Annotated in this window: 9 protein-coding genes and 1 tRNA gene; 5 read left to right on the forward strand and 5 right to left on the reverse strand. The window is 64.7% G+C overall.

The genetic code is table 11. The annotated features are described in order from the left end of the window. Positions 1–162 precede the first annotated feature (162 nt). Positions 163–1479, reverse strand: a complete 1317-nt coding sequence (locus QP140_RS09210) for an acetyl-CoA C-acetyltransferase (protein ID WP_012360383.1) — start codon at positions 1477–1479, stop codon at positions 163–165. A 289-nt stretch (positions 1480–1768) separates the two neighbouring features. On the opposite strand from QP140_RS09210, the gene QP140_RS09215 reads away from it, so the two are divergent. The 3 genes from QP140_RS09215 (at position 1769) to QP140_RS09225 (ending at position 4754) form a co-directional block, all read left to right on the forward strand. Further along, entirely contained in the window at positions 1769–3127 is a 1359-nt protein-coding gene (locus QP140_RS09215; protein WP_284759339.1) for a 3-oxoacyl-ACP reductase, read from the forward strand. Between the two features lie 50 nt (positions 3128–3177). After that, complete coding sequence (locus tag QP140_RS09220) at positions 3178–4089, forward strand: MaoC family dehydratase (protein WP_284759342.1); 912 nt, start codon at positions 3178–3180, stop codon at positions 4087–4089. Between the two features lie 83 nt (positions 4090–4172). After that, on the forward strand, positions 4173–4754 hold the full coding sequence (locus QP140_RS09225; protein WP_284759345.1) for a DUF421 domain-containing protein: 582 nt from the start codon (positions 4173–4175) through the stop codon (positions 4752–4754). On the opposite strand, the gene QP140_RS09230 is transcribed toward QP140_RS09225, so the two are convergent. The 3 genes from QP140_RS09230 to QP140_RS09240 all read right to left on the reverse strand — a co-directional run bounded on the left by QP140_RS09230 (position 4719) and on the right by QP140_RS09240 (position 8373). Then, the gene (locus QP140_RS09230; RefSeq protein WP_012360387.1) at positions 4719–5573 is read right to left on the reverse strand and encodes an EamA family transporter; all 855 of its coding nucleotides are present in this window, start codon (positions 5571–5573) and stop codon (positions 4719–4721) included. The genes QP140_RS09225 and QP140_RS09230 overlap by 36 nt on opposite strands. A 121-nt stretch (positions 5574–5694) precedes the next feature. Then, complete coding sequence (rpsA, locus tag QP140_RS09235) at positions 5695–7155, reverse strand: 30S ribosomal protein S1 (protein ID WP_012360388.1); 1461 nt, start codon at positions 7153–7155, stop codon at positions 5695–5697. Positions 7156–7236: 81 nt separating this feature from the next. Further along, positions 7237–8373: an isocitrate/isopropylmalate family dehydrogenase gene (locus QP140_RS09240; RefSeq protein ID WP_284759346.1), complete on the reverse strand. Its 1137-nt coding sequence runs from the start codon at positions 8371–8373 to the stop codon at positions 7237–7239. A 109-nt stretch (positions 8374–8482) separates the two neighbouring features. On the opposite strand from QP140_RS09240, the gene QP140_RS09245 reads away from it, so the two are divergent. Next, positions 8483–9514 carry a DUF368 domain-containing protein gene (locus QP140_RS09245; protein ID WP_284759347.1) on the forward strand — a complete coding sequence of 344 codons (1032 nt, stop codon included), beginning with the start codon at positions 8483–8485 and terminating at the stop codon, positions 9512–9514. Positions 9515–9668: 154 nt separating this feature from the next. On the opposite strand, the gene polA is transcribed toward QP140_RS09245, so the two are convergent. Continuing rightward, a complete protein-coding gene (gene polA / locus QP140_RS09250) occupies positions 9669–12299 on the reverse strand; it encodes a DNA polymerase I (protein ID WP_284759348.1) in 2631 nt (876 codons plus the stop codon). Positions 12300–12377: 78 nt separating this feature from the next. On the opposite strand from polA, the gene QP140_RS09255 reads away from it, so the two are divergent. Then, positions 12378–12451, forward strand: a tRNA-Leu gene (locus QP140_RS09255). Positions 12452–12557 lie beyond the last annotated feature (106 nt).

Consider the following 12557-nt stretch of genomic DNA (forward strand, 5'->3'; position numbering starts at 1 on the left):
GTGGATCCCACCGTGACACCGTCATCACCAACACCAACCCTTCAGATCAGTGTTGCAACGACCACTAGAACTTAAGTGGTCTGAGCACGCCGAAGGCGCCCCGCGGGCGAGAAGAATCCTCCGCCGCGGGGCGCCTTCTCTTTCGCTATCGGCGCAGCTGGTTTAGCGCTCGACGATGGCGACGATGCCCTGGCCACCTGCTGCACAGATGGAGACCAGTGCGCGGCCGCCGCCGTTCTCCTCGAGCAGCTTCGCGGTGGTGGCGATGATGCGGCCACCGGTTGCGGCGAATGGGTGGCCAGCGGCCAGCGAGGAGCCCTTGACGTTGAGCTTGGAGCGGTCGATCGCACCCAGCGGCTTGTCCAGGCCCAGGCGCTCGCGGCAGTACTCCTCGGATTCCCAGGCCTTCAGGGTGGCCAGGGTCTGGGAGGCGAAGGCCTCGTGGATCTCGTAGAAGTCGAAGTCCTGGAGGGTCAGGCCGTTGCGCTCCAGCATGCGCGGGACGGCGTAGGTCGGGCTCATCAGCAGGCCGTCCGGGGTCTTGCCGTCGTGGCCGTGCAGGAAGTCCACGGAAGCGACCTCGGAGTCCACCAGGTAGGCACGGACCGGGAGGTTGCGCTCCTTGGCCCACTCCTCGGAGGAGAGCAGGACGGCGGATGCCCCGTCGGTCAGCGGGGTGGAGTTACCGGCGGTCATGGTGGCGGTGGTGCCGTGCTGCGCGGCGTCGCGCTTGCCGAAGACCGGCTTGAGCTTGGCCAGCTTCTCCGGGGTGGAGTCCGGGCGCAGGTTGGTGTCACGCTGCACGCCGAGGTACGGGGTGATGAGGTCCTCGAAGAAGCCCTCGTCATAAGCCTTCGCGAGGTTCTGGTGGGAGGTCGCGGCGAACTCGTCCTGCTCCTCGCGGGTGATGTTCATCTCACGGGCGGTGATCGCAGCGTGGTCACCCATGGACAGGCCGGTGCGCGGCTCGCCGTTGCTCGGCTGATCCGGTGCCAGCTGGGCCGGGCGGATGGAGCCGACCAGCTTCAGGCGCTGCTGGGTGGTCTTGGCCTGAGTCAGCTTGATGAGAGTCTTGCGCAGCTGGTCGCCGACCGCCAGCGGGGCGTCGGAGGTGGTGTCCACGCCGGAGCCGATGCCGGACTCGATTCGGCCCGCGCGGATGGCATCGCCGACGGCGACGATGGCGGCCAGGCCGGTGCCACAGGCCATCTGCATGTCCATGGCCGGGGTGGTGTTGGACAGGGAGGAGCCCAGCACGACCTCGCGAACCATGTTGAAGTCGCGGGAGTGCTTCAGGACCGCACCGCCAGTGACCAGGCCGAGCTCTTCGTCCTGGAGGCCGTAGCGGGCGACGAGGCCCTCGATGGCCGCGGTGAGCATGTCCTGGTTGGATGCGTCCGCGTACTCCTTGTTGGAGCGGGCGAAAGGAATGCGGTTGCCGCCGAGGATGGCGACCTTCTTCTGGTTACCGTTCGTCATGATGGTTTTCACTCCGTCTCTAGAATGTGCACCAAAGTTGTGCGTCTCCCAACCGACTATAGAGACGTGCTGGGGCGTGGGTTAGAAAACGAAAATATAAAACTAATTTCACTAGATTTCACCCTCAGTGTGACCCCCAACACCGTAGAGTTGAGGTCACGTTCTTAAAAACCTTCTCCGGTCAGCGCGCTGTGCCCGCTAGCCCGCGCCTTATCTGAAGGGGCGCTCCCAGCGCGCAGCAAGTTAACGTGACGCGAAGACCGGAAAGCGACAACCCGAAGGAGAATAAGTGTCTAAGACTTCCTCCCAGCACTCCGACCGTTACGGCGAGTTCATCGAGTCCCCGTTCGGCAACTTCCTGGCTGACAAGGTCGGCCTGCCGAAGCCTGAGAAGCTGCGCCGCTACAAGGCCGGCGAGCCAGCACTGCCGGGCCTCGTGCTCGTCGGTGGCCAGGGCCGCCTGATCGACCCGGTCACCTCCCTGCTGGATGCGGACTACGACCTGACCCGCGACTCCGGTGACAGCAAGTACGCCGCCTTCGTTTTCGACGCGACCGGCATCACCAAGCCGGAGGAGCTCCACCAGCTCTTCGACTTCTTCAACCCGGTGATGCGCAAGCTCGCCCCGAACGGCCGCATCGTCGTGCTCGGCACCACCCCGGAGCTTGCCGAGTCCACCGACGAGGCGATCGCCCAGCGCGGCCTCGAGGGCTTCAGCCGCTCCGTGGCCAAGGAGCTGCGCCGCGGCGCGACCGCCCAGCTGGTCTACGTCAGCCCGGAGCTCTCCGGCGACTTCACCGGCCTGGAGTCCACCCTGCGCTTCCTGCTCTCCGGCAAGTCCGCCTACGTCGACGCCCAGGTCATCCGCGTCGACGACACCGCAGCCACCGCACCGGCCAACTGGGATCAGCCTTCTGAGGGCAAGGTCGCCGTCGTCACCGGTGCTGCGCGCGGCATCGGAGCCACGATCGCCGAGGTCCTGGCTCGCGACGGCGCGAAGGTCATCTGCGTGGACGTCCCGCAGGCCGGCGACGGCCTGGCCGAGACGGCCAACCGCGTCAAGGGCACCTCCCTGCCGCTGGACGTCACCGCCCCGGACGCGGCCGACAAGCTCAAGGAGCACGCCGAGGCGCGCTTCGGCCAGGGCATCGACATCATCGTCCACAACGCAGGTATCACCCGCGACAAGCTGCTCGCCAACATGGACGACGCACGCTGGAACGCCGTCATGGCCGTGAACCTCATCGCCCCGGTCCGCATCACCGAGGGCCTGATCGCCAACGGTGGCCTCAACGACAACGGCCGCGTCATTGGCGTGTCCTCCATCGCGGGCATCGCCGGTAACCGTGGCCAGACCAACTACGGCACCACGAAGGCCTCCGTCATCGGCCTGGTCAACACCTTCAGCGAGAAGCTGGCGGACAAGAACATCACCGTCAACGCCGTGGCACCGGGCTTCATCGAGACCCAGATGACCGCCGCCATCCCGTTCGCGACCCGCGAGGCCGGCCGTCGCATGAACTCCCTGCAGCAGGGTGGCCAGACCATCGACGTTGCAGAGACCATCGCCTACTTCGCGGCACCGGCTTCCAACGCCGTGACCGGCAACGTGGTCCGCGTCTGTGGCCAGTCCCTGCTGGGCGCGTAAACAAAGCACTGCCCCGCTGACATCTTTTCAACTTCTTAAAGGAGGTTCCTGTGGCTGAGGTTTCCTACAAGGAACTGCCCAAGATTCCGGCTCTCATGGACGAGTACCGGAACGCAGTCAAGGACATTCTGCCGGTCGTCGGGTCCACGCGCTCCGCGAAGGACAACCCGAAGACCGCCTTCGAGGTCCGCGGCGTGAAGATCGACGTTCCGCACCTCGCGGCGTACTGCAGCGCGACGGACCTGCGACTGAGCAACGAGCTACCGCTGACCTACCCGTACGTGCTCTCCTTCCCCATCGTGATGAAGGTCCTCACGGCTCCGGACTTCCCGTTCGGCGCTGTGGGTGCGGTGCACCTGAATAACGTCATCGAACAGAAGCGGGCGCTGACGGTCGACGACGTCCTGGACATCAAGGTCCACGCCGAGAACCTGCGCGAGCACAACAAGGGCCTGCTCATCGACCTGGTCACCGAGATCACCTCGGGCGGCGAGATTGTGTGGCGCCAGGTCTCCGGCTTCCTGGCCAAGGGTGCGAAGCTATCGAGCTCCTCCCCGCTGGCAGGTGGCGAGAAGACCGACGGCGTGATCCTGCCGATCACCGAGCTGGCGGATCCGCGTCCGACCGCGAACGTGCGGGTCACCCCGTCCCAGATCAAGGACTACGCGGAGGCTTCGGGCGATAAGAACCCGATCCACGTCTCCGGCGTGGGTGCGAAGGCCTTCGGCTTCCCGGCGGTCATCGCGCACGGCATGTGGTCCGCCGCTCGCCTACTGGCCACGCTGGAGGGCGAGATCCCGTCCGCGGCGCGCTACACGGTGCAGTTTGCTAAGCCGGTGACCCTGCCGGCCAATGTCGCGGTCTTTACCGAGAAGGCTGCCAACGGCGACTGGGACGTCCAGCTGCGCAAGGCATCCAAGTTGGACACGGTCCACGCAGTGGCGAAGATCGAGAAGCTCTAAGCCGCTCGCTGTAGCACTCCCCTTTCGGCCGGTTCGCGTTCTCCGCGGGCTGGCCGAAAGCCTTTTGTTGGCCGCGAACTACCATGAGAATCATGGAGCAGGTACAGCAGGCCTTCTACGAGCAAATCACGATCGACCCAGCCCGCATCCCCATCGTCATCCTCTCGGCGCTGGCGATCTACCTCTTTTTCCTGATCCTCGTGCGGCTGTTCGGCGTGCGCATCATGACGAAGATGAATGCCTTCGACGCGGTCGTCCTGGTCATGTTCGGCGCGGTCTCGGGCCGCGTGGTCATCGGGCACCCGCCGACCCTTGCCGCGGGGGCGATCGGACTGTTCACACTCATGCTGCTGGAGGCGATCTTCGGAGCAGCGCGCAAATCCACCGCCGTGAGCCGCGTCTTCGACGAGGACCCCCAGGCCGTCTTCGCGCACGGCCAGTACCTGGACCGGCAGCTGCGCCGCACCCACGTCTCCCGCGACGACCTGCGGATGGTCATGCGCCGCGCCGGAGTGGCAACGCCAGCGGACGTCCAGCTCATCATTCTGGAGCCCACCGGCGAGATGACCGTCTACAAAGTCGGCATCGTGATCGACCCGGAGATGCTGCGCGGGGTTGCGGGGCTCCCCTCAGGGTTTACGCAGCACGATCGCGAGAATCACTAGGGCGATACCGGCCAACTCCGTGAGGCTGATCCACTGCTTCAGCGCCACCGCGCCCACCAGGGTCGCAACGAGCGGCAGCACGGCCTGCAGGAGGGCGAACAGCGAGGACCCCGCGAGCCTCAGCACCACCTGGTCCAGGGAATAAGGGATCGCAGCCGAGAGCAGCCCCAGGCCTGCGGCGAGCCCGATGATCGTCGGTGCGGCCATCGCGAGGTTCTCTGGCCACAGCCAGATGGCCAGGGGAAGGCCAAGGACACCGGCGTAGGTGAAGCCCACCGCCAGCGATGCCTTCGAGGTGTCCGCGTTGGAGGAAATCTTGGCACCAAGCAGGATGTAGCCTGCCCAGAAGCCACCCGCGGCCAGCGCCCAGAGGATGCCGCTAGCCTCAGCTGACCACTGGGCCCCGGAGATCACCAGCACGCCAGCGATGGCGAATCCGAGAGCGAGCCAGTCGCGCAGCAGCCTCGACCCCCAGGCCGCAACGATCACCGGCCCAATGAACTCGATCGCCACGGCCGAACCCAGCGGGATGGACTGAATGGCCATGTAGAAGGTCATGTTCATCGCCATCGCGGCCACACCAAAGAAGGTGGCGATCAGCGCCGGGCGGCCGATGAAGGAGCTCGCCCGCGGCCGGAAGAAAGCCCAGAGGATCAGGCCTGCTGTGGCGATGCGGAACCACGCCACCACCACCGGTGGGAAGTGATCGAATAGCCCCACGGCCAGCGCTGCGCCCACGTAGAGCGAGAGGCCGGAGACCGCCATGATTGCCGGAGGCAGCACGCGGGAAGAGCCCTGGTGAGAAAGCGATCCGAACATGCCGTTGATCCTATCCAACAGCTTCTATGCACAAAGAAGGGCCCGCACCGTGTGGTGCGGGCCCTTACTTTCAGCGCTCTAGCGGGGTGATCTCAACTCCGCCGGAGCCAGGTAGTGCGATTTACTCGCCGCCGGCCAGCTTCTCGCGCAGAGCAGCCAGCTGCTCGTCGGAAGCCAGGGTGCCAGCGTCCTCGGCCGGAGCCTCGGCTGCCTTGGTCTCAGCGCCGGACTCGGAGGAGTAGCCGCCCTCGCCGTTAGCCGCAGCCTCAGCAGCTGCGGCGCGGTGGCGCTCGATCTGAGCTGCGTGCAGACGATGGCGACGCTCGGACTCGGCGTAGCGAGCCTCCCATGCCTCACGCTGCTCGTCGAAGCCCTCGAGCCACTCGTTGGTCTCCGGGTCGAAGCCCTCTGGGAAGATGTAGTTGCCCTGCTCGTCGTAGGAGTCAGCCATGCCGTACTTGGACGGGTCGAACTCCTCGGTGAAGTCCTCGTCAGCCTGCTTCAGGGACAGGGAGATACGACGACGCTCGAGGTCGATGTCGATGACCTTGACCATGACCTCTTCGCCAACGTTGACGATCTGGTCCGGAACCTCGACGTGGCGCTCAGCCAGTTCGGAGATGTGAACCAGGCCCTCGATGCCCTCCTCGACGCGGACGAATGCGCCGAACGGAACCAGCTTGGTGACCTTGCCCGGAACGATCTGGCCGATCGCGTGGGTGCGGGCGAAGACGCGCCATGGGTCTTCCTGCGTTGCCTTCAGGGACAGGGAGACGCGCTCGCGGTCCAGGTCGACGTCCAGAACCTCGACGGTGACCTCGTCGCCGACGGTGACGACCTCAGATGGGTGGTCGATGTGCTTCCAGGACAGCTCAGAAACGTGAACCAGGCCGTCAACGCCGCCGAGGTCAACGAATGCACCGAAGTTGACGATGGAGGACACGACGCCCTTGCGGACCTGGCCCTTCTGCAGCTGGTGCAGGAACTCGGAGCGGACCGCGGACTGGGTCTCCTCCAGGTATGCACGGCGGGACAGCACGACGTTGTTGCGGTGCTTGTCCAGCTCGATGATCTTGGCCTCGATCTCCTGGCCGATGTACGGCTGCAGGTCGCGGACGCGGCGCATCTCGACGAGGGAAGCCGGCAGGAAGCCGCGCAGACCGATGTCCAGGATCAGGCCGCCCTTGACGACCTCGATGACGGTACCGGTGACCGGCTCGTCGTTCTCCTTGAGCTGCTCGATGGCGCCCCAAGCGCGCTCGTACTGGGCACGCTTCTTGGACAGGATCAGGCGCCCCTCCTTGTCCTCCTTGGTGAGGACCAGAGCGTCGATCTCGTCGCCAACCTCGACAACCTCATTCGGGTCGACGTCGTGCTTGATGGACAGCTCACGGGACGGGATTACGCCCTCGGTCTTGTAGCCGATGTCCAGCAGGACCTCGTCGTGATCGACCTTGACGATGGTGCCCTCGACGATATCGCCATCATTGAAGTACTTGATGGTCTCATCGACGGCGGCGAGGAAATCCTCAGCGGAGCCAATGTCGTTGATGGCTACCTGAGGGACGTTGTTGGTTGGCATATGGAAGTGTTCTCCGAAACGGAAATCAAATAGAAATGGACAGGGTCAAACTGCGCCTTTCGACGCGTAACGTACTGAAGGTTACACGAGAGGCTTTAGCTGCACAAACACCTGTTTTGCAAATTCCTCGGTCGTGGCGGGGCGGGGTGCACCTTCCACCCCATTCGCCACAGCGGACTCATGAGCCACAGGTGTTGCGGACTCGCGGGCTGCTGCGGCAGCTTCGCGGATCAGATCAGCAGTCGGTGCCTTGATGACTGCCTCGCGTACCGCGCCTTCCAGAAGCTCCGCAGCCACCGGATAGCCCAACGAGTCGAGCATCTGCGCGGCGGAATTCATGATGCCCGCCGGGTTGGCGATCCCTTGGCCCGCGATATCCGGGGCGGAACCATGCGCGGCCTGAGCCATGACCTGCGACTCACTGGCATTGATACTGCCCGCAATCCCCAGCGAACCACCCAGCCCACCGGCCAGGTCGCTCAAGATATCGCCGAACATATTCTCGGCCACGATCGTGGCGTAGCGCTCCGGTCGGGTCACCAGCTCCGCACACAGGGCGTCGATATGAACCGGCTGAATCTCGACCCCGAACTCTTCCGCACAGGCCTTCGCCTCGGCGACGTACCGCCCCGAAGTCTCGGTCAGGACGTTGGACTTGTGAGCCACCGTGAGCACCCCGTCGCGGGCTGCGGCGATGGCAGCGGCGCGGCGGACGATGCGACGAATCTTGGTCTGGGTGAATACGCCGATCGCGAGGGAGACTTCCCCGTTGACCGTGACATCGCCGCTGCCCACCAGCATGTTGCGGTCGGCGTACATACCCTCGGTGTTCTCCCGGACGATCACCACGTCCAGGTCCGGGTGCACCGCCCCTGGCACGCCACGCACCGGGCGAATATTCGCCCACAGATCCGCCTGTTTGCGCAGATGAGCAGAAGGGTTGAGCTGGCCCGCCACGCTCGGCGGATAAGACACATTGTCATGGGGACCCAAGATCCAGCCATCCAAGCCAGTGATCGTCTCCCAGGTCTCTTCCGGCACGATTCTTCCGGTGGCGTCGATCGCCTCGCGGCCCAGCAGCAACGGCACAAACTCCGGGGTCGCTTCCCCACTGGACTGCAGCGCAAGTTCCACCGCCTGCACCGTCGGGGCGACGATCTCCGGGCCGATGCCTTCGCCCTGCCATACTCCGAGACGACAAGTTTCTGTGTTTGCCATGCCCTCCACCCTAGGGTTCGCAGGCCGGCCGAGCACAGGGTGTTCACATTATTTTTGCGTGCTGCCCGAACCTGACGTCCTGAAATAAACCCAGCGTGCCTGGTGTCTTTTGCGAGGATTCGGCCGTAAAGTACCTCGGGTGACTGATTACTCTTCGCACTCCGCAGCATCGGGGCAATCCCCGGCCGACACGGCCAGCAGCTCCAGCGGCGTGAGCTTTGACAAGACCAAGCCCTCCGCGCTCACGATCATCCTCAACGCGATTCGCGGCGGCCTCATTGGCCTGGCCGAACTCGTGCCAGGTGTATCCGGCGGCACGATCGCACTGGTGACCGGCGTGTACGAGCGCGTGATCTATAACGCCAATGTCTTCCTCGACGGGATGAAGACCCTGCCGAAGGACCGAACGAAGGCGGGCCAGCGCTTCCGCGACGTGGACTGGTGGCTGCTGCTTCCGATGCTCATCGGCATGGGACTGATCGTGGTGCTCATGGCAGGTCCGATGAAGGACTTCGTGACCAACCAGCCGGTCGCGGCGCGCGCCCTATTCCTCGGCATGGTGCTGGTCTCCATCGCCGTGCCACTGTTGATGATCGACTGGAAGAACGCTTCAGCGAGCTGGGCGAAGGTGCTGCCGGTGATGGGTATCTTCGCGGTGCTGACGTTCTGGGCCACCGGGTTCACCAGCAGCACGCAGCATGAACCACACCTGATCATCGTGTTCCTCGCCGCAGCGGTGGCGATCTGCGCGCTGGTGCTGCCCGGTGTGTCTGGCTCCTTCTTCCTGCTGGCAGTCGGCCTCTATGAGGCCACGCTCGGCGCGGTGGACGAACGCAACTTCACCTACCTGGGCGTGTTCGCCCTCGGCGCGCTGACGGGCATCGTGCTCTTCGTCCGCCTGCTGGAGAAGATGCTCAACGAGCACCGCACCGTCACGCTGGCTGCGATGGCCGGTCTGCTGTTGGGAAGCCTGCGCGCGCTGTGGCCGTGGCAAGACGATGCCGCTGGTCTGCTCGCCCCGGGCGAGAACCTCGGTGGCGCCATTGTTCTATTCGTGCTGGGGGCAGCGATCGTGGCTGCGATGGTTGTCGCGGAACGGCGCTTCGGGGGCGACAAAACCGAAGCCACCGCAACGTCCTAGAATCCGCGGCGTCTGCAACTAGACGGGAGATCCCCACGGTGAATAAACACCGTGGGGATTTCTCATAAGCAGTGAAGAATAGCATCCCCACAACGCTGCTGCGCCACACACGCTGCGGCGACGCTGCGGCGCTGCTACAACGCTGTGGCGAAGGCTAGTGCCCGGCGAGATCCCAGTTCTCGCCGTGGCCTGCGGAGACATCCAGGGGGACCCGCAGGCTGGCTGCCGAATCCATGTTCTCCTCCAACAGCTGCTGGATCTGCTCGAGCTCACCGGGCGCGATCTCCAGGACGAGCTCATCGTGGACCTGCAGCAGCACCCGGGACTTGAGATTCGCATTGCGCAGCGCACGATCCACCCGCAGCATCGCGAGCTTGATGATGTCCGCAGCCGTACCCTGAATCGGCGCATTGAGAGCGGCACGCTCGGCATTCTCCCGAGCCACCCGGTTCGAGCTGGCCAGCTCAGGCAGGTAGCGGCGGCGACCGTAGAGCGTCTCCGTGTAACCGGTCTCCTTCGCCGCCTCGACGACCTTATCCAGGTAGCGCTTCACGCCACCGAAACGGTCGAAGTAGTTTTCCATGATCCCCTTGGCCTCGCCCGGGCTGATACCCAGCTGCTGGCTAAGCCCGAAGGCGGAGAGCCCGTAGACCAGGCCATAGCTGAGGGCCTTAACGCGACGGCGTAGCTCCGGGGTGACCTCGTCCACGGGGACGTCGAAGACTCGGGAGCCGACGTAGTTGTGCAGGTCCTCCCCCGCCCGGTAGGCCTCGATCAGGCCTGCGTCCTCGGAAAGGTGCGCCATGACGCGCATCTCGATCTGCGAGTAGTCGGCGGTCAGCAGCGTCTCGTAGCCCTCTCCGACGCGGAACGCGGAACGGATCTTGCGGCCCGCTTCCGTGCGCACGGGGATGTTCTGCAGGTTCGGTTCCGAGGACGACAGTCGGCCGGTCGCCGCTCCCTTCTGGTTGAAGGTGGTGCGGATGCGGCCGTCGCCGTCGATGGCGTTGATGAGGCCGTCGATGGTGCTCTTCATCTTCTGGTACTCACGGTGCGCCATGAGGTGGTTGAGGAAGGGGTGTTCGGTCTGCTGCTGCAGCTTCTCCAGCTCCGCGGCAGCAGTTGAGTAGCCGGTCTTCGTCTTCTTGGTCTTCGGCAGGCCGAAGTCCTCGAAAAGTACCTTCTGCAGCTGCTTGGGGCTGGAGAGGTTGAGCTGATCGTCCTCGGCGAGCTCCCGTGCGGCGGTCACCTCGTGGGCGATCTGGGCTTCGTATTCGGCGGCGAGCTCCTCGAGGGCGGCCTTATCCACCTCGATGCCGTGGGCCTCCATCTCCGCCAGGATGTGGGTCAGGGGCACCTCCATGGAGAAGTAAAGCTCGGCCTGGCCGGCTTCCGTGAGCTCCTGGTTCATGATCTCGACGAGCTCGCGGACGGCCTGGGCGCGCTCCAGGCTGCCCGAGGTTTCGGGCAGGTCGCGACCCGCGTGGCGCTGCAGCACGTCTCCCAGCGACCAGCTGCGCAGGTCCGGGCGGACGAGGTAGGCAGCCACGGAGGTGTCGTGCTCCACCCCGTCGAGAGCGAAGCCCTGCTGGCGCAGTGCGTGGAAGCTCTGCTTGGAATCGTGGAACCACTTCGGCGCGCCCCGGTCGGCCAGCCAGGTGCGCAGCACCTGCTCGTCCTTCGCATCCAGGGCGGCGAGGTCAAGCGTTAGGCCTTTATTTTCAGCGCTGAGCAGGCCGAGTGTCTCGTCCTCGATGTCCACGGCGAGAGCCTCGGCGACCGCGTCGCGTCCCTCCTGGTAGGCGGCGTTCTTCTTCAGCCAGTTGGCAAGTTTGCCGGGGGTCAGCTCCTCCTCGGTGACGGGGATGCTGGTGGTGTCCTCGAATTCCACGCCCAGGGTGCGGAAGGTGCGGTTGCGCAGCGTGGTGCCGAACTGCAGCTTCTCGAAGATCGCCAGGGCGTCGTTCGGGTCGATGTCCGCCGGCTTCAGCGTGTCCAGGCTGTCCACCATGTCCAGGTCCCGGACCATTTCGGTGATCTTCCGAGCCAGCTGGACGTCGGCGACATAGGCGCGCAGGTTCTCGCCCACCTTGCCGCGGATGTCGTCCATGTTGTCGATGACGCCGTCCAGGGAACCGTACTTCTGGATCCACTTCTGGGCGGTCTTCGGGCCCACGCCCGGCACGCCCGGCATGTTGTCCGAGGTATCGCCGCGGAGTGCCGCGAGATCCGGGTACTGCTTCGGGGTCACGCCGTACTTCTCTTCCACGGCCTCCGGGGTGAAGCGGTGGAGTTCGGAGACCCCGCGCAGGGTGTAGAGGACGGTGACGTCGTCCTCGACGAGCTGCAGGGAGTCACGGTCACCGGTGCAGATGAGGGTGTTCATGCCCGCGTCGTGGCCCTGGGTGGCCAGCGAGGCGATGATGTCGTCCGCCTCGTAGCTCTCCTTATCCAGGGTGGTGATGCCGAGGGTCTTCAGCGTCTCGCGGATCAGCTCAATCTGGCCCTTGAACTCCGGCGGGGTGGATGGGCGCTGCGCCTTGTACTCGGGGAATTCCGCCTCTCGGAAGGTCGGGCCCGAAAGGTCAAAGGCGGCGGCGATGTGGGTGGGCTTTTCCTGTTCCACCAGCCCCAGGAACATCCCCAGGAATCCGTAGACGGCGTTGGTGTGCTGCCCGCCGGTCGTCGAGAAGTTCGCCGCCGGGAGGGCGTAGAACGCCCGGAAGGCAAGCGAATGCCCGTCGAGGAGGAGCAGGGTTTCTTCAGATTTACCACCGGTTGTCATGCCCGCTATCCTACTGAACCGCACCCCGCCCGCTGTTTTGTGCCCACCTGGGCGCTGCCGTATGCTTTGACCTATTGCGCCCCCGTAGCCCAATTGGCAGAGGCAACGGATTCAAAACCCGTCCAGTGTGAGTTCGAGTCTCACCGGGGGCACGTTTTAACCCCGCGGCGACCAGCATTAAGGGTTAAGTAGCAAAAAGTGTGTCTGCCCGGCGTGTCGCCGGGTGGGCCCTTTTTATCTCATGGGCCCTTTCCGGAT

Source organism: Corynebacterium sp. UMB9976, from assembly GCF_030212265.1.
Taxonomy (GTDB): Bacteria; Actinomycetota; Actinomycetes; order Mycobacteriales; family Mycobacteriaceae; genus Corynebacterium.